The organism is Janthinobacterium sp. SUN033, from assembly GCF_030397595.1.
GTDB classification, from domain to species: domain Bacteria; phylum Pseudomonadota; class Gammaproteobacteria; order Burkholderiales; family Burkholderiaceae_D; genus Janthinobacterium; species Janthinobacterium kumbetense.
Map to the genome: position 1 here is coordinate 1,640,578 of NZ_JAPQNV010000001.1, position 17,516 is coordinate 1,658,093.

General features: G+C 58.4%; 21 protein-coding genes. All 21 read right to left on the reverse strand.

The features are described 5' to 3' along the window. Positions 1-5: 5 nt before the first annotated feature. Complete coding sequence (locus OX460_RS07390; protein ID WP_289898258.1) at positions 6-1,121, reverse strand: hypothetical protein; 1,116 nt, start codon at positions 1,119-1,121, stop codon at positions 6-8. Beyond that, positions 1,111-2,070, reverse strand: coding sequence for a hypothetical protein (locus OX460_RS07395; protein WP_289898259.1), 960 nt, complete (start codon positions 2,068-2,070; stop codon positions 1,111-1,113). The genes OX460_RS07390 and OX460_RS07395 overlap by 11 nt, the downstream gene beginning before the upstream one ends. Next, positions 2,067-4,016: a hypothetical protein gene (locus OX460_RS07400; protein WP_289898260.1), complete on the reverse strand. Its 1,950-nt coding sequence runs from the start codon at positions 4,014-4,016 to the stop codon at positions 2,067-2,069. Before OX460_RS07400 ends, OX460_RS07395 begins: the two co-directional genes overlap by 4 nt. 251 nt (positions 4,017-4,267) lie before the next feature. Further along, on the reverse strand, positions 4,268-4,744 hold the full coding sequence (locus OX460_RS07405) for a hypothetical protein (protein WP_289898261.1): 477 nt from the start codon (positions 4,742-4,744) through the stop codon (positions 4,268-4,270). Between the two features lie 166 nt (positions 4,745-4,910). Next, on the reverse strand, positions 4,911-5,291 hold the full coding sequence (locus OX460_RS07410; RefSeq protein ID WP_121669701.1) for a hypothetical protein: 381 nt from the start codon (positions 5,289-5,291) through the stop codon (positions 4,911-4,913). Positions 5,292-5,333: 42 nt separating this feature from the next. Then, positions 5,334-5,765, reverse strand: coding sequence for a hypothetical protein (locus tag OX460_RS07415; RefSeq protein ID WP_289898262.1), 432 nt, complete (start codon positions 5,763-5,765; stop codon positions 5,334-5,336). 57 nt (positions 5,766-5,822) lie between these two features. After that, entirely contained in the window at positions 5,823-7,346 is a 1,524-nt protein-coding gene (locus OX460_RS07420) for a phage tail protein (protein WP_289898263.1), read from the reverse strand. Between the two features lie 59 nt (positions 7,347-7,405). Continuing rightward, positions 7,406-7,588 (reverse strand): hypothetical protein, encoded by a 183-nt coding sequence (locus OX460_RS07425; RefSeq protein WP_289898264.1) that lies wholly within the window; start codon positions 7,586-7,588, stop codon positions 7,406-7,408. A 7-nt stretch (positions 7,589-7,595) separates the two neighbouring features. Then, positions 7,596-8,414 carry a hypothetical protein gene (locus OX460_RS07430; RefSeq protein WP_289898265.1) on the reverse strand — a complete coding sequence of 273 codons (819 nt, stop codon included), beginning with the start codon at positions 8,412-8,414 and terminating at the stop codon, positions 7,596-7,598. Beyond that, complete coding sequence (locus OX460_RS07435; RefSeq protein WP_289898266.1) at positions 8,411-9,055, reverse strand: hypothetical protein; 645 nt, start codon at positions 9,053-9,055, stop codon at positions 8,411-8,413. Before OX460_RS07435 ends, OX460_RS07430 begins: the two co-directional genes overlap by 4 nt. After that, positions 9,055-9,426, reverse strand: coding sequence for a hypothetical protein (locus OX460_RS07440; RefSeq protein WP_289898267.1), 372 nt, complete (start codon positions 9,424-9,426; stop codon positions 9,055-9,057). Before OX460_RS07440 ends, OX460_RS07435 begins: the two co-directional genes overlap by 1 nt. Next, a complete protein-coding gene (locus OX460_RS07445) occupies positions 9,423-9,827 on the reverse strand; it encodes a hypothetical protein (RefSeq protein ID WP_289898268.1) in 405 nt (134 codons plus the stop codon). Before OX460_RS07445 ends, OX460_RS07440 begins: the two co-directional genes overlap by 4 nt. A 145-nt stretch (positions 9,828-9,972) precedes the next feature. After that, a complete protein-coding gene (locus OX460_RS07450; RefSeq protein ID WP_289898269.1) occupies positions 9,973-10,470 on the reverse strand; it encodes a hypothetical protein in 498 nt (165 codons plus the stop codon). A gap of 65 nt (positions 10,471-10,535) precedes the next feature. Next, on the reverse strand, positions 10,536-11,528 hold the full coding sequence (locus OX460_RS07455) for a major capsid protein (protein ID WP_289898270.1): 993 nt from the start codon (positions 11,526-11,528) through the stop codon (positions 10,536-10,538). A gap of 3 nt (positions 11,529-11,531) precedes the next feature. Next, positions 11,532-12,311, reverse strand: a complete 780-nt coding sequence (locus tag OX460_RS07460) for a DUF6651 domain-containing protein (protein WP_289898271.1) — start codon at positions 12,309-12,311, stop codon at positions 11,532-11,534. A 125-nt stretch (positions 12,312-12,436) separates the two neighbouring features. Beyond that, entirely contained in the window at positions 12,437-12,898 is a 462-nt protein-coding gene (locus tag OX460_RS07465; protein WP_289898272.1) for a hypothetical protein, read from the reverse strand. Between the two features lie 28 nt (positions 12,899-12,926). Beyond that, entirely contained in the window at positions 12,927-13,187 is a 261-nt protein-coding gene (locus tag OX460_RS07470; protein WP_289898273.1) for a hypothetical protein, read from the reverse strand. A gap of 2 nt (positions 13,188-13,189) precedes the next feature. Further along, positions 13,190-13,939 carry a GIY-YIG nuclease family protein gene (locus tag OX460_RS07475; protein WP_289898274.1) on the reverse strand — a complete coding sequence of 250 codons (750 nt, stop codon included), beginning with the start codon at positions 13,937-13,939 and terminating at the stop codon, positions 13,190-13,192. A 110-nt stretch (positions 13,940-14,049) separates the two neighbouring features. Next, the gene (locus OX460_RS07480) at positions 14,050-15,435 is read right to left on the reverse strand and encodes a DUF4055 domain-containing protein (RefSeq protein ID WP_289898275.1); all 1,386 of its coding nucleotides are present in this window, start codon (positions 15,433-15,435) and stop codon (positions 14,050-14,052) included. 14 nt (positions 15,436-15,449) lie between these two features. Continuing rightward, the gene (locus OX460_RS07485) at positions 15,450-16,736 is read right to left on the reverse strand and encodes a terminase family protein (RefSeq protein WP_289898276.1); all 1,287 of its coding nucleotides are present in this window, start codon (positions 16,734-16,736) and stop codon (positions 15,450-15,452) included. Continuing rightward, the gene (locus OX460_RS07490) at positions 16,717-17,265 is read right to left on the reverse strand and encodes a Hin recombinase (RefSeq protein WP_289898277.1); all 549 of its coding nucleotides are present in this window, start codon (positions 17,263-17,265) and stop codon (positions 16,717-16,719) included. Before OX460_RS07490 ends, OX460_RS07485 begins: the two co-directional genes overlap by 20 nt. Between the last annotated feature and the right edge of the window lie 251 nt (positions 17,266-17,516).

The window sequence follows — 17,516 nt, forward strand, 5'->3', positions numbered from 1 at the left end:
GCCCCTCATATCGCCACGACCGTTTCCGGCGAATGGTTTTTCGCGTGCACAGTCATCGAATAGCCTGTACTGACATCCATTTCGCGCATGATGCTCTCCGGATAATAGGTTTGATCAAACGCAGTACCGGTGCCGGTCACTGTAATGACATTCGTCGTCGTCAGGATGTCGTCTGCCGGTAGGCTTGCTACCATCTTGACCTCGTGCTTCGTGATTGTGGCGTGCTCCCGCTGCGCCCGATTCAGCGCGCCCTGTGGGCTGGTGCCGAGCATGGTGATGCGGTAGAGCTGCGCCGAAGCGGCGCTCTGGCCAACTTTGATATCAGCCGCCTTGCTCGGATAGCGCACGCGGAACGTGCCTTTTTTGTTCGGCACAGTGTAGGTCACCTCTACCACCACGCCGCGGGCGATGCTCAGCGCGCGGCGGAAGCTGATGGACTTGCCGTTGAAGCTGTAGGCGCCCGTCTGGTCGTTCGGGGCCTCCCATCTCAGCGCGTAGCTGTCGACAGGCGCCGGCGCAATCGGTTCGAAATGCAGTTCCTTGCCGCGCACGAAGCAGGTAAAACCCTCGGCCGCCGCCAGCGTGGTCAAAATATCCCACTCGCTGCGCTGCGTGTTGACCTTGATCGTATCCGTCTCGTAGTAGCTGCCGACCATATCCTTTGTCGCCGTGACCACTGGCGTAAATCCATGGCGCAGGGCCAGCTTCGTGGCCACCTGGGATGCGGTCAGGTTCTGGAACGACTCCATGGTCCGCGCGTCGATCAGGATGGCAGTCAGGTCGCGCCCTGAGACAACCACTGTGCGCGCGACCGGGTCGAACTCGACGTCATCGACGCGCCCGTAGACCCAACTCCGCAACTCTGCGGCGCTATAGTGCTCAGCGTCGGCCGGGAAGCCGGCGAGCACCTCGACAAACACCTCGGTCTGCGATGCCCAAAATGAATCGCCGTAGACGGCCGGCAGCGCCGACAGCGCGAACACCACGCGGAACGTGTCAGCCTCGCTGAAGGTGTTGTTATCGGCTTCGAACCGCACCCATCCGTCGACGCGCACGCCGTCCACATTGACGATACCACGCGGCTGGCGCGCAGCGGATACCGCATCTGGATTAACCGGCATTGATGCCCCCTGTCTCGCCCGGCACGCGCGGGATAATGATTGTTTGCACGCCGGTCAGCGCCGGGTCACTGATTTTGTTGGCCCGGGCGATACCTACCCATTGCGTGGCGTCGCCGTAGGCCTTGGATGCCATGGCGAACAGGTTGCCGCCGGCGGTCGTGATGCTGGTCCCGGCGCCGGACACCGCGCCCAGGTTCGCGCCCATGCGCCCCACCGTCGACTGCAGGTTGAGCAGCAGCGGCAGTTGCGTAAAGCCCGCCACTTGGCGGGTCAGCTTGGCGGCCTGCATCGCGATCGGGTTATTCGGCAGCACACCGCCGACCGTCGAGATATTCGAGATCGTGTTGCCCGTCGCGGCAATCAACGCCGAGACGCGCGACTGGACGGCCAGGACAGGCCCCAGTACGCTGGTGATCGTGCTCTGGGCCGCGCCGGCAAAGGACGACACGGATTTGATGGCCGAATTGAGCGTGCCCAGCTTCGTCGACAACGTGCCATCGCCGATCTGGTCGCCCAGCGCATTCGCTGCATCCATGTCGTCGCTGATAGCGGAATCGATGGACGACGCCGTCAACTCGAACACAGGGATCGTTAAATCCTCTATGACCGTGCACGAAATCGTGTACGGAATCTCGTAGGCGCGCCGGTAGTCCAGCAGCGCAGACCGAATGACCACCTTGTAAGCGAACTCAGCCCAAGACACGTTGACCTGCTTGCCGACGATCCGCAGCGCGTTCAGGTAGCGAGCGCGCTCGCTGGCGTTTTCGCCGATGAACAGGCCCGACCACTCCAGAGGGCGGTCCTGTCGCCCCATCGCGTCAACAACACGCCTGCCACCGGTCAGTTCATGCACAGCGAGTGCCTGTTCGCCGCCAAAGCCGATCGATTCGGGCACCTCGTAGCGCGACAACTGCATGTCGCCGAGCTGCATGTAAGTGTCAGGCTTCATCGTGATATCCCCGGTTGTGGTGCTGCCATTGAGGAATCAAAGCGTCCAATGCCGGACTGCGGCCCGGCCGAAGCCTTGGTCTGGTAGGCGGTGACCGCTTTGCCGATTCTCACGCCATCAATATGAATATTCGTTTCGACCATGCCGGTACGCTGAGTCGTGCTTGCAATCGCGTTTTCAACAAGGGGGGAAGTAACCGTAGGGCCTTGCGATATGGCAACCATAGGGGCGCCATATCGCACAGTGGCAATGCGAGGAGCCACGGGAAGAGACGGCACTGCAAGTTCCCCGCTGGCGATGCGCGCTGCAGCGGAAGGGCTCAACTTTGCGCCACCTTCGAATTTCGCAGCCTCGATTTCGGCCTTTGTAATAGGCCGAAATGCATACAGCGCCCCGGCGATAGTTGTGATGGCAAGAACTGCAATCGCGACAGGGGCAGCCAAACCTGCCGCTGCGACTCCCAGGGACGTCAAACTGGCAGGTATAGTCAGGCCGGTTCCCATAGTCAGTAACAAACCGAGAGAATTAAATGCAGCTCCAAGCAGAAGGATTGACCCGGCGATCACTAGACTACCTGCCAATACCGAGAATGCGCCAACCAAACCGCGAACTAGGCCCTCATTCTCCTTGACCCATTTAGACATCGAATCCAGTCCGGCGGCCAGCTTCAGCAGGCCCTTGGTGATGGCAGGAAGATATACCGAGCCGAATACAGCAAGAAAATTCTTCCATGCGGCACCAGCGGCCTCCTCCGCCCCCTCGGGCGACTTTAGGTAGTGCTGGTAGGCCTCCCCAACTCCCATCGTTTTATTAATAATGGCCGTGTCTTTGGATAATTTCGATGCCATTGTGATCTGAGTGCCAAGAAAATTACCTGTGCTCCGATTAAATTTCTTGGCCACCATTAATGCAATCTGGTCATCGGTTAGATCCATGCCAAAACGGGAACGAATTAAGGGTAAAAGCTTTTGGATAAAAAGATCAGGGCGACGAGCGAACAATTCCGAATCCGCGTCGTTCAAGCCGCCCGATACAATACTTTGCCCCCCCATACTGGCGATCGACAACCTCTTTTCTTCCGGTGTCATGTCTTTCATTGAGGCATTCAAAAGGGCGAGACGCTTCTTACTAAATCCCTCCTGCCAAAGTCCCAAGTCAGCCAGAAAACCCTTGCCTTTGGAATCCATGCGCCCGCTGATCAGCGAACTGAATGCAGTCATTGCCTCCGTTCCTGTGCGTGCGCCGCCATTGATTGCCATCTGTCCGGCAAAGTTTCCGTACAAATATTCTTTGTCATATAGTTGGTAAGCCATCTTGCCGGTACCTGATGCAGTCAGGTAGTCCCTGGGGCTGACGCGCATCTTGGTTGCAAGCATCACTTTTGTCATCAGACTCGCTTCAGCATTGAACTCCGCTGGGTCATTGATCACCTTGCCGCCGCGGTGCTCCAGAGCCTTCGCTGCCGCATTAATCATGCCGTCCATGTCCTTGCCGCCGTTCGCCACCTTTCCTACAATAGACATTTTGGCAAACATGTCCGCCGTGTCGACCGCATGATGCAAATCGCCGAACGCAGTGTGCAGGTCATGAATCAGCTTCACGTTTTCGGTAATCGTGGTGCCAAGCAGCTTATGCGACATGGCTGCGGCCTTCCCGAACACCTCCGCGTTCTCACCTGCTGACAAGTTCAGCGTTTGAAAATTCGCCTGTGCCTGGGCGAGCTTCTTGGCTTCTTCATATGGTCCCTTGAGCAGCATCAGCATGCCCGCGCCGGCGCCGAGCATCAAACCACCTTTAAGTGCATCATTTTTGATACTATTCATGCGCCGCTGGAGCAACGTGGCCTGCGCCTCCGTCCTGGCGAAATCCCCGGCCATAAGCAATAGACCCTTGCTGACATGATTTGTCAGGGAAAGCGTTACGCCGATTTTGTACGCATCAAACATTGAGAAACCTTGGGAAAATATGAAGCTGTCGCACAGAATTCAGGAATGGGCGGCCGACCGGGTGTCATGGGTTCAGTACCCTAATATCAGGCCCGCTGATGCTTTTACTCGCGTTGCATCACGATCTAGTCCGGTGGCAAAGCGCCATTTAACGATGGGCCAACGCTTTGACTTGCTCGTTTTGTCGGGAGCTCTGCTTGTGCTTGGCCTGGTTGGCTTTGCATTTGCAGCGGTTATTTTCTACTTTGCATTTACGTTAATTTGGCCAATGTAAGGCCGGAGCCGTAAAGCAGGCCCTCCGCTGCCGAGTGACCAATCGTGTCCATAATCAGCTGTTTATTGCGGATAGCAGCCGGCCCAAGCACCGCCCGCGGCGGAATTTTGTCAGTGCCCAGCTCCTGGTGCACCATCACTTCGCTTTCGGAACCGATCACGGCGTCGGCGCCGCTGATCAAATGGCTGACCGATTTACGGAGCTTGCCAGTGCGCAGGAGTGGGTCATTTTCAGTAAAGCCCTTCGCAAGTCGATCTTCTTTAGTGCTTTCGGCTAATTCTGCCCAGCCAGCAAACGGCGTTACCTCGCCTTGGTAATGCCCGAACTCTTCTTTGGCCGTGTTTTCTATCGCTACGGCGCACTTCTTCAACGCACGATGGTCGGCCAGCGTCTGAGCGGCAGCTAAGAGGGTCAGATGCTTGATCATCCCGCCAATATCCGAAAAATGCTTCATTTCTGCTCCTCATAGGCCATGGTGTGAAAATTGAATTTCGCGCCGTCCATTTCAGAAAAAATGATGCACCAGCCCGTTCGCGTAATGTCATCCAGCCCGAACGCAATATCAAATGGCACATGGTTCTTTACCAGAAACAGGCATTCGCGAATCGGGCCGGCCCGGACTACTTTTTTAATTCAGCCTTGTCAGCGTCCGGATCCGTCTTGCCATAGGTTTCCTGGACGTGTTTCATGACGGCTTCGATGCCATCCTCGTCCAGCTGCTGAATAAGCGCCTCGACGTGCATTTTCAACTTAGGAGGGTTCACTGCCAGATCGTCGATCGCGGTGACGTAGATCAACGGCAAGACCATGCCCATATAGGTCTGGTTGGCAGCCGAGTCACCCAAGGCCTCGATCAGGCGATATTGCGCGAGCACGCCTGGCTTCTTCAGTTTGATAACTCGGCCGCGCGCATCGGTGACGACCGTCTCTTCATTCGCCTTGGCGAGTACTTGCGCTGCAGGCGCTTCGCGCAAGGTCACTTTTACTTGTTCTGTGTTCATGGCATTCCTTGTTTCCGCCAGACCTTCCAGGCAGCGGTTGAATTACGAAACTTTTACGCGGCGGGCAGCGACGAAACGCACTTTCTGATGCACGGTATCGTCGCCCTTGAAGCTACCGGCGTCTTCCAGCGTCAGCAGTACTTGCAGGAATCGATACTGCGAAACCGAGCCATCCACTTCCTGGATAGTCTCCGTGATCGTGGCCGGGTTTTCGTTCAGGCCTGCGTAGTAGTTTGCTTCTAGCGTCGAGAAATAGTCGTCGACGACGTTGTTCTGGCGCTCCAGGTCGAACGAGCCCGACCAGCCGTCAGGAAAGCGCAGATGACGGGTAATGCCATCGAGGCCCTTGATTTTCTTGTCAGTGACGTCGGGTTTAGCTGTGAAGCCGACGATCTGGTTAAGATTAATCGGCCCATTGGGGCCGATAATATCGAGCGACAAGTCGCGCCCGACTGAGTAGCCATTAAGCGGCATCTGATGCTCCTAGAAAAAGTGCGGCCCGGCAGCGCGGGCCTCGGTGGGATGAACGGCTTAGGCCAAATTGACGGATTGTCGGCTGATATTGACCGACTGGCCGCCTTCCAGATTGATGATGAATTTCTCGATCACCGACAAGTAGCGCACCTTGACGTCAGCTTGCATGTAGCCCAAGGCGACGCGCGCTTGAGGGTTGTTGGCATCATTGATCTGCACGCTGTAGGGCTGACTACCGTCTGCGCTGCCGATCATGCCCTGGCCGTTCATGCCTTCCAGCAAGGACGAAATCGATGCGGATGCAGAGCGGCGTACGCTTGGCGACTGCAGCTTGCCAATGTATTGGCCCATGCCCGCATCAAGGCTGTACGCAATGTAATTGGTCAGGCGGGTATAGTTGTCGCCGTTGGTGACCGCATTACTCGATGTGTTGTGGCCGAAGCGCGCGCCGAAACTGTTTCCGGCAGGAATCGGATTCGTAATGACGTCGATGCCTGCCTGGCCCAGCAACTGCAGCTCCGCATTCGAATACACCAGGTTTTGCTGCGATTTCTGCGTGCCGACGATGCCATACATCGGCTTGTTCAAACTGGACTGCTCGGGCGACAGGTTGGCCAGCCGGCCGGCGCTGAATCCCTGCGGCGAAATCAAGCGCACCTGGCTGTTGACGGTGTCGTTAAAGTAAATCCAGTCGCCGAAGAGCAGTTTTGCCGCGTACGAGTCGATGCCTGCCGAGGCCTTTGCCGTCACGGCATTGGCGATGGTATCGCCGGCCGGGCCTGTCAAAACCATATACGTGCCTTCCGACAAGCCGAAAGCCGCTTGGGTAGACCACTGGGTCGAATCGTCAACGTCGCTCAGCATGGCGACAGAGACACCCGTGTTGCGGAGCGCGTACATGCCTTTGCGCGGCACGGTGTCTACGCCCACCAGCACTGTCCCCGTAATCGTCGTAGCGCCGTCCGTGCCGCCGACAACTGTAGCGGTGGCGGCGGCCGCGCTGGCAACGCCCAGGTTGTCAAACACCTCCGGGACTTGACCAGGCAGTGCGATCGTGACGCGACTGGTAGCCGCTTTGCTACCGGCGCCGATTGACACCACCATGGAATTGCCGAGGGTTCCGGTATATTTGGACGTGACGGTAACAACTGCCAAGGCGGCGGTGGCCACCGCGAGCTGGGACGGCCCGCGCAATCCGGACTGGCCGGCATTGATCGCGGCAGCAATAGCCGTAGCATCGGTGGCTGAAGAGGCTGTAAGCGTGCCGCTGGCGGCAGTATCGGTGCCGTCGGTGACGCGAACACAGCGGAAGTTATTGGCCCCCTGCAGCACTGCAGCAGCCACGGCCGTGCCCATGTCGTACTTGCGCGGCATGATGGCACCGAATTGGCGCGAATAGTCGGCCATGCTGCCGATAACCGCCGGCGCATTGACTGGCCCCCAGGTCGCCGTGCCGACAATGCCTAGGATATTGGTCGGCAATCCGTTGAGCAGCGCAACGCTCGGTGGAACAATCTGGACGTACAGATCGGGCACGATGAGTGCCGTGGTATTGATGCTGCCCTGTTGAACTACAGTCATGAACGGCTCCTAGAAATTAAAAAACCGCCCGAAGGCGGCCAAAATGGCTTGATGTTGGGTCACTTCGCGGCGCCTTCTCCCTTAGCCGATGTTTTAGTGGCGGGCGCCGCCGACGCAGCACTCTTCACCAAATGACCTTGCCATTCAGAATCGACATATTGCGCGACCTGCGCGGCGTCGCTGATCACCTCGCCTTTACTGTGGGAAAGGAAAGCTTCGACAACAGTTAAATTGAAATTCATGGCATTCCTAAGTAGCGCTTCCCGTACTGTTCAGTGCGGTCTGCGTGATTTGGGTTGCAGTCATTGACTGCGTCATCGAATACTCGACGCTGTACTGAAAGTCGCGCCGATACAACTTCGCCTTCTGCTGGTGGTCAGTGATGTGGCTGCTTCGATATATGAGCCGCGCACCGTACCCATCGGCCAGCGTGAAGCGTTCTATCCCCGCCAGTGCGGTATCGAGTGCCCTGCCGATGACGTCGCGCTGTGCCGGCGTCGCCGACCAGACCGTAATATGGAACACGCGTTCCAGGGTGCGAAGCACGCGCACTACGGTGCCGGCCACGCCAATCAGCGCCGCCGTGATGTTCGCGGCAGCTGGCAGCGTGATGACGCCGCCGGCGGCCACCGCAGCCGGCCAATCGGCGGCAATCTGCACCGCCAGAACACCAGCCAGTGTCTCCGGCGTGTCTTCCGGTGTCGCGGCAAGCACGTAGGACTTCCGTCCGATCCGGACCGAGACGTTCTCAGGCTGGAATGACTCAAGCGGTGCGCCGCTGATCGTGATCTGTTGGCCGGTCACCGCGATGGCCAAGCCTGCGGTGTTGATGCTCGCCTCCTTCCAGTCCTTCGGGTAACGGGTCTTGTTCGCCTCGGTTTGGGTCTGAAAAACAGTGACGTGCGCCTTTTCCACCAGTAGATCTGCGTCGAGGCGCGAGCTGGTCGGCCAGCCGGCGTAGACAACGATATCCTTGCCGGAGACAGAGGCGGCGCCGGTACCGCTCGGGTAGACCGCAGCTGCAACCATGGCCACGAGGCTGTTTTGTACGTCACCGATATCGCTCATGTCAGGGCCTGCATTGCTGTGATGCGCCAGCCCATATCGGTCAGCTCGGCCGAGCTGACCAGCAGCCGGCGGCCTAAATCGTCGGTGATGATGTCCGCCGTGCGCAACAGCAAACCTGGGAGCGCAGGCAACAGCACGGCCCACCAAGGCGAGCGGACGTCCCCCGGCAAATTCGTTTCATTCTTCTCTCCCTTCGCGCCCTGCAGCACCGAGGCTGGCCACGCTTGCATCAGCAGCGTCTCGTTGTCGTCTGTGTCGCCGCCGTAGCCGACCGCACCCACACCCGTTTGCTGCTGCGGGCGCAGGATATCAATCGTTCGGTTGCACTCGACTGCCAGGATCGGCAACAGCGCCTGTTGGGCGGCGATGAAGAACGTGCCGCTCGGTCCGACCAAGTAGTCGCCCACCCGCGTCTGCGCGCCGTCAACGATGGCATACCAGGTTGGCTTGCCGTACTTGTTAGGCTTCCCGTAGGTGAAGCTCTCGGCGTTGAAGCTGGCCGGCAGGCTCGCCAGCTTGTTCCCGGTCGCCAGCGGCGTTAGCGCGCCGGCGGGCCGATACTGATCGTGCGCGATGCCGATTTTCTGCGCCGCCTTAGCGTAGCCGCGATACAGGCGGTTTTGAATTGTGGAGCCGTCCATTAGGAGGCCTTTATGTAGTCATGCGGCGGCGTCTCGGCGAAGCGCACCGCCTTGATGGTCGACTTGTCCTCAATTAGGGCACGTAGCACGCGATGCCAGCCATCCATGATGAAGCCTTGTTGGCACATGATGATCGGGTGGCGCGTATCGACATCGAGCGCTCGGCGCATATGATGCGCAATGCCGTAGGCCGAGCCGACTGCCGGCCACACTTCCGAACCCGAATAAATTGCTGCCAGCGGCAAGTCGAACGGGTCCAGATCCTTGGCGCGTGCGATCAGGTTCGTCACGATCCAGACCTTGTCGCCTTCACGATAAGTATTATCTGCGACGAAACAGCCATCAATCCTCACTGCCGGGAAGGAGCTCATGATCTCACCAGCTTGATTGAGTTGCCGCCGGTGCCGAGGTGGCCACCTGGCGGAAAACCGATGAACTCGCACATCTGGCGCCGCACCTGGTTAAACAGTGCCGTGCGATCAGCAACCTCGCGTTTGTTGTGCGTCCAGATCGCGGCCTGGTCGGTGTCCAGATTTGCGCCGGCGCCGAAGATCGCCGTTTCGAGCGGGCCAAGGTTGGCGAGGTAGGTATTGACCAGCACAGCCTCCTCATCGCCCGTAAGCGTCGTTAGGCGCGTGTACAGCGACATCAAGGTCATGCCGAAGCGACCATAAACCACATCATGATTCGGCCCGATCTGCATGGTCGTGCCCACGAGCGAATAGCCCATATAGCGCCTGACGTCAGCCATTTGCGCGGTGGTGAGAGACATTTTTCCCCTTTTTAGGTGTGGTGCACGTCCACTCAGGCATCGCACGGATATGACTCGTCGTCCGGCATGCAGGTGCCAGTTTCCATGACGATCATTCTGATCCTGATGTAAATGCCCCAGCGTGCGGGGCGGTGTTGGCCAGGGATTACGCCTTGGCAGTCTTCGCTGGCTTATCGGCCGTGGCATTGGCCGTTGCAACTTGCGACTGTGCAGCGGCAGCGTCCTTGGCGGCTTGGAGGCTCGCGGCTTCGTCACGCAGGCGCTGCGCTTCGGCCTCGTTGGCCCGGGCCTGCTCCGCGTTGCGGGCGGAAGCGAGATCATTTTCGTGCGCCTGCTTGGCAACGCGCTCTTTCTCGGCCGCCAGCTCGCGTTCGCGTTGCTGCAAATCATCGTGCATAGCCAGCAGATCAGCGCGAGCAGCCATCAACTCGGCCGCGGTCGCCCCGCGCTCGCCCGCGCTTTGATCAATGTATTCGGCCTTGATCGTGACTTCCGGCACGTCTGCAGCGGCATTGGCGCGGTCGACCGCGACGTTTGCATCGATGATTTTGAGGCCAGCCTGGCGCGCGAGCGCCTTGACGTCTTCGTTGTATTGGAACATCGGCCCTGCCAGATACCAGATGTTTTCCGGATCTTTTTCCATTTAGAACTCCGTTTTTTGTGCTTGATGGAAGAAGCCGCCCCCCCGATAAGAGGCGCGGCGCAGGCTTACTTAGTCGCGTCACCGATGGTGATCACGCCAGCCGTATGCTTATCGCTGGTGGCAACCTTGTCCCAGTTGGAGCCGGTACCCAGGGCAGCATCGGATGGCGACTTGCCGCCCGAGGCTTCGTCCCAGGTGTAGCCCTTCAAGCCCAGACCGAAGGTGTAGTCGACCTGCATCGTCGTTTCGATGCGCTGATAACCGTTGGTCGTTTCGATGTTGCTAATGATGTCGGAGCCATCGGTAACGGTTGCAGCGCCTTCGGCCAGGGACAGCACGCGCAACTTCGCGGGTGCTGCAGGGCCAGGTGCTGGACCGACGGCCGCCGAGTACAGCGCCGGTGCATCGGTAACCACCACCGGCTTGCCCAGCACATCCACCACGCGGACGTTTTGGGCCTGGAACAGCTGAGTAGCATTGGCCAGATTGGCGCCGATCAGCTTGTGGAAAGTCGTACCGTTCATGATCTGTGCCACCAAATTGCCGCTGTGGTCGCCGAACTTGCCGTGGGCTTCGTTCATGGCGATATAGTCCACACCACGCGTCGAGCTCACATCGTTGACCGTGTTGGCGTTGTTGCTGATGGCCGCCACCAGCGCCAAGATGGCCGTGTTCAACTGATCCGCCAGCATCGCTTCAGCGAAATTGCGCGAGGCAACTTCGATTCCTTCTGCAGTCGGCTTGTGCAGCCAGGTCATCTGCGATGGCTCGAAGCGGATTGGACCGAAGCCACCCGCGATCTTCACCGAATTGTGCTTCAGCTGGGTAAGGTCGGTGGACGCCGCAACGCCATTGGCGCCGTAGCGATTTACGCGGCGCTGGGCGGAATGGATGGCAGCAAAGAAGGATTCTTGCAGGAAGTCGCCTTCGAAGCCTTCGGTGGTAAGACGGATGGCGCCGTTGCTGGCCGCGTTGAACTTGTCCACCATCTGCGCCAGCGTTTCGATAGTCGCCGGCATGATGTACTTGTTGAAGACTTGCATTTGGGAGAGAGACATTTTTTAGCCTTTCGCTAATTCAGGATATTGAGCAGCAAGAGCAGCGGCACGCTCTTCGCGCGTCCCGCCGAGATTGCCCGTTTGTTTTTGGCCGCCACCACCGCCTTGATGGGCGCCACCGCCGGATGCGCCCGAGCCCTTGAGGATCTGATCCTTGTAGAGATACTGATCCACCAGGGTTTCGAGTGCTTCATCGAAGTCAGCCAGGTCGCCGGGGCGCGTGCGCGAGAAAATCTTATTGCCAGCGCCGTCGTAGGCCACGACCTTGCCGGCCTCGACCTTGAAGGCTTGGCCGAAGCGCGCCTGGACCAGGTCAACCGGAATGGCGAACTTGTCGGCGATGAGTTTCGAGCGATTGAAGCTGCCGCCGATCATTTCCGAATACAAGTTGCCGGTAATGGCGTCCAGCTCAGTCTTGGTACGGGCCAGCTCGTCGGCATGGGCCTTGTTCGCGGCGGCGACCTGCTCTTCTGCTGCCTTTTTCGCCGCCAGCTTGATTTCTTCAACCTTGCCGGCCGCGACCAACTTGCCTTCGTCGACGTTCTTCATTAGTTCGATCGCCTTCGCTGCAGCGGCAGGGTCGTCAATGCCAGCGAACGCTTGCAGCTTTGCCTCAGCAGCTTCCTTGGCTTCGCGGTGAGCCTTCGCCTCACCATTCAAACCCTGGATCTTTTGCACGGCGGCGGCTGCATCGAACGGGACTTCCTTCCCATCGTCATGTACGTAGACTGGCTTGCCATCCTGGACAACGACATTGCCATTTGCATCGAGTTTGAGTTTCATTTGGTGGCTTTCTGGGCATCCGCCCTTGGGAATGGCCTTCCGGCCGTGCGCCGTGTCGCGTCCGCTTGCGGCAATAAAAAAGGCCGCCTGGTTGCCCGGGCGGCCCTAGAAAAAAGTGATTCATTTCATTTTACGTATTGCAGACCTCTAATATCTGCCAAGCATTTGTGGAGCTGGGACGCGAGAGCTTCTGCTGAAGACGCCAGTTCGATTACCTCGTCCAATGACAGCCTGTGCTTAGGATCATGGGGCGAAGTGATCATTTCGGTCCATGCAAAATTCTCTTCAGCGCCACTGAGGTGGATTGCAAGACCGTTGTGAGCAGGAATATTTCGCTTTTTGGACAAAGATCGAACCTGTCCCAGGCACTTCGCCAACGCCTTATGCGCGTCGGTTTCGTAGACCTCCAGGATCTCCAGTAACAGCTCAAGCCTAACGCCAAGTGGCAAGCGGCGCGCCGTCCGATGTATTTCACTGGAGGGCACGTCCCTTAAAGCGATAAATACAGCGCCTTCGATGGTCCCAAAGGCCAAAAAAACACGTCCTATTGGACCTGCCCAAGCTTCGTCATTTGTGAGTCGAGCCATAATTATCCGTTACAAAAAAACAGAAAGTCTACAGCACAACGACTCGCTCGCCTTTAAGCATACAGCCGAAGAACACAATCTGCCGGGTACCTGAGCCAGTCGCGGTACGGAATGATGAAGTCGACCGGTCCGTCTGCAGCCAATCGATTGCAAGAGCGACTGCCAGCTGCGCAATCAGGTCTACATCGGTCAGGTTCAGGATGCGTATCATCTTCGCCAGTACAAAATTACCGTACAGGGTCGTATTGATCGCGTGCCGGATCCTTTCGTTCAGGATAGGATCGATCACATTTACCTCACATGACCCCATGCCTTCCGCTTCGCGATGTCTCGCGCCTGCCGAATGGAGATCAAAAATTCCTGAGCGAGCACCGTAACACCTGTACCAGCATCAAATTGAATGCGGAGTTGCCGGACCTTCTCGTCCGTCATCCTCGCCATCTTGTTTTGCGAGCCCTGGCGGCGCCCTACCATCGAGAGTGCACGTCTTTTCTTTGATTCCTCGGATTGCGGCGCCCGCAATAGCGCAGCCGCCCGCACATTTTGTTTCTGCTCGGCCGTCAGCGTTTTACCGCGATGGGCGGCGCCAATTCGCTCTCTCGTCACTTCGGAGCGCTTCATTCCAGTGCGGATCGCAGACATTCGCGCCTTTACGTCCGGATTCTGCAGGTATTGACTTAGATTTTTGGAAATCCTGCCCTTCGCATCATTCGTATGCCTCATGCCGAGATTGCTTGATGCGATCGCGCGCAGGTTATAACCGTCCTCGCACGCACGCAGCTCATCGATCCAGAACTGCTCCCTTCGGAGTAAATCCGCCGACTCTGACACCTCTTCGAGGATCTCGAATGCGAAAGCTTCAATACCGTGCTTTATAACAGCGTTTTGCAGCATCCCATTCTGATGGGCACCCCTCTTCAGGTTGCGAAAATGACTTGAGGCTCGCCGCCGGAGGATCGTAGAGCTGCCAACATACACCTTGCCATTGATTTTGTTGCGGATAGCGTAGATGCCGCTGGATGCTAAAATAGCGTCAGCCATGATGACCTCTTTGACAGGTTGAGTGGTTAGAGCAGAGCCGGTGTTTCAGCACCTGTCCGGCTCGTCTATTTTACCGCGAAACACTGTATATTCATACAGCATCTACGCGTTCACGGAATCCTATAGCCCCCCCCCCCCCCAGCGCCGGCCCCCTGCGATTCAATGCGGGCAAGCTCCCCATCCCAGTCAATATCCATGGAAATAATATTCCGCCGCTTAAATTCGCCAAACAGGGTCTCAAGACTGATAGCGCCAGCTAATTGCGCTTTCAGCAACTGCTCAGCCGACGTTGCTGCAAGACTTTCTGCCCCAAAGTCGGTATGCAGTTTGATATGCCCGCCCTCTTTTTCGCCAACCCATTCCGCCATAAACTGCAACGCTTGATTGGCGGCGTCTTGAATATTTTGCGCGATCTTCTGCAGCGCGCAAGCGCCCTGCTCGTTGTCGGCCAGGGTCTGCGATTCGGTCACGTTGCCCGGCTTGATCACCAGCAGTTCGGCGCCGGCCTGGCGCATGCGGTCTTCCAGGTCGAGTATGGACAGGCGGCCGGCCTCGATGGCCTTGCCGCCGTGTTCCACAAATTTAAGGTCACCATCGGGCGAATCCGACTTTACAGCCGTCCCGGCGCCGACTGCGATATCGCTGCCTTCGAGCATCTTCGCAAACAGGATCGGCACGCGCGCAATGTGCAAGATGTTCTGCTGGTCGCTCTTGCTCTGCCAGTGCTCGATGTTGCTGTGCGCCAGCTCGAGCAGCGGTGGCGTGGCCTGCATGTAGCCCAGGCGCTTGCCGTAGACTGGCACAAAGGGGATAGTTTGCAGGCTCGTGACACCTTCCTCGAACAGTGCCCATTCCTTCTTGCTGCCGGCCTCGCGCTGGCGCCAAGTCTGCCATGTACCGCGCCCCAAGACGCGCACCTGCTCGATTTCCTTGGTGTCGAAGTCGCCATTCGGCTCGGACACGCTTTCCAGCAGCCGCAACTGGGTCAGCCCGTTCAGGCTGGTCGCATTCTTCGGCAGCCAGCCCAGGACGTTCTGCACATGCACCTGGACGAAGTACGGGCGCACGCCAGCGGCCTGCTCGTCGGCCTTCGTAACCAGGTTGCCAGCCTTGGGGAAGTCGACCAGGATGCCAGCGAAGCCGTACCCCATCGCATCCTGGGTGATCTCCGACAGGAAGCTGTGTAGGTCGCGGCCGGACAGGTCGACATTTTGCAGCCAGGGCTTGAGCCGCTCCGGCACATCCTCACCCAGCGTCACCGGCTTGCTGAACGGCTTGGCCGACAGCACATCGATGGTGCGGGCATAGGCCGGGAACAGCGTGGCCACGGCCAGGCGCAGCTCGTAGCTCTTATCGTCCTCGCCGGGCCACTGCGGCAGATACTTCTTTCCGGCGGCCCGCATGGTCTTGGTGCCGCCCAGCAGCGCGGCGATCAGCGCGCAATCCTCGTTCAGCTTTGCGGCTTCGGCTGATTGTTTGCGTACGGCGTCGTTCATGGAATTCCTTGTTGTTACATGCGCAGCGGCGCGGTGGTCGTCGTGCTCTTCACGATCGGATAGCGCTTCACGAGGAAGTAGCCGTTCGCATCGTTCGGGTGGTCATGGCCAGATTTCTTATCCGGCTGGCCGTCGGCGCCCCACACCTGCTGCTCCAGCGCCTCGGTGGTGGTCGGGCACTGGTCGGTGTTAATCTTCCAGCGGCGCTCGCCCTGGGCGTTCAGGATCATGCCGTTGTAGGCATTGACCCGATCCTTGACCGCAGGGTTTGAGTGGTTAACTTCGAGCAGGAAGCCCGCCTGGCGCAAAATGGACAGGTCGGACTCGCTCGCGTTCTTGCTGCTGGTGTTCTGGCCGGAGGCATCCGGGAAAATCTTTACCTGGTGGCCTTTGTCCTTGAAGTCTTCCTTCAAGAGCTTGGCCATGGCCGGCGTGTCGCGCACCTGTACGCGCTCGGCCAGCGTGCGCGGCAGCCCTTCGCGGACCACGTTGATGCAGGCAGTCATGTTTTGCACGTTAAAGTCGAGGCCCACCATCAACGGCTCGCCGGGCAAGATGATCTCGTTCGTGTGGTTCAGCGCGCGGTCAAAGTCTGCATACACGCTGCCGCTGGTCAGGTTGGTAAACTTGCCGCGCAGGTAAGCATCGATCAGCGCTGGCGGATAACTGGCCATCAGCGACGGAATATAGTCGTCCGGCAGGTTCAGCTCGTTGTCGAACGTGCTTGCCTGGATCAGGCCATAAAGGCTGGCCAGCTCCGGCTTGTCCCGGATGGCCTTCACGAACTGCTGATAGACGAACTTGAATCCCTCAGGCGTCGTCGTCACGTCGATACCGTTCATCAGGCCCGGCACGTTGTAGCGCATCCGAGCGATGATCTTACGCCAGGCCATCTGCGCCTTTTTCAGCGGCATCACGTCCAGCTCATCGATCAGCGCGTGGCCGATCTTGAAGCCGACGATGGTTTCCGGCTTCTCCATCGAACGGCAGATGACCGTGCCACGGTACCGGCGCCCCTCGTACACCTCGACTTCGTGGTCGCCCTGCTTCACCTTGATGCGCAGGCCCATCGCGTAGGCAACCTCCTCCATTGTGGGATAGAAGATGTCGCGGATCTGCGGATAGGTCGGCGCGAAGTAGCCCTGGTTGATGCCAGGCCACTGCCAGAAGTGGGCGCAGATGCCAGCGCAACCCACAAACGTCTTGCCCGAGCCGAAGCCGGCCACGTAGGCCTTGAACTTGTGCGGCAACTGCAGGAAGCTCGATTGCGGTACGTTCAGGTCAAACTGGATTGTCGTCATGGCGCTTGGCGTCTTTCACGCCGAAGGTGATGGCGACAGGTGTGGGCGCGTCGTCGTCCGGCTTCACGTCCTTGCTGGCTTTCAGCAGGTTCATGCCGATCTCGGCGGCGCCGTTGGCCATCCTAGTCAGCACGGCGATATCGCCGAGGGCCAAGCGGCTCTTGTCATCCAGCGGCTCGGCGTCATCGATCTCGCCCGCCTTGTTGTGGGCAATGCCGGACAGCCGGTGCGCCGTGGCAGCGCCATACCGTGCGGCGCCAGCCAGGTGCATCGAGATTTCTTTCAGCTCGTCGGCCAAAGTGCGCGCACTTATCTGCGCACCAATCGGTAGCGCACTGAATGCCGACTCTGCTGCAACTAATTGATTTGCAACATCTTTTATTTGTTTCGTCTGCGCACCAAAGCGTTTTCTTATTGCGGCTTCGGATACGCCGTACTCTCTGGCGAGAACCCGGCCCGCCTCCCCCTTCAGGAGACGTCGACCGATCTCCGCCCACTGCTTATCTGTAAGCGATGATTTGCGGCCCATTCTTGCCCTCTGGTAATATTATTGACTACGAGCCAATCTGGACCGACAACAGCGGAGGAACGAATGAAGTACTTGGTATCACTGCAGCGGAAAGGAATGGCCTTTGGGTTCACCTACACATTCTCTAGTGCAGAGCGCGATGCGTTGCTCTACGCGAAGCTAGATGCCGAGATTCGGCTAGACCGCGGCACTGCCCTCTTGGACAAGTACGGCGACATGAACTTCTCGCTCCGCTCACCTGGCGGGTATCA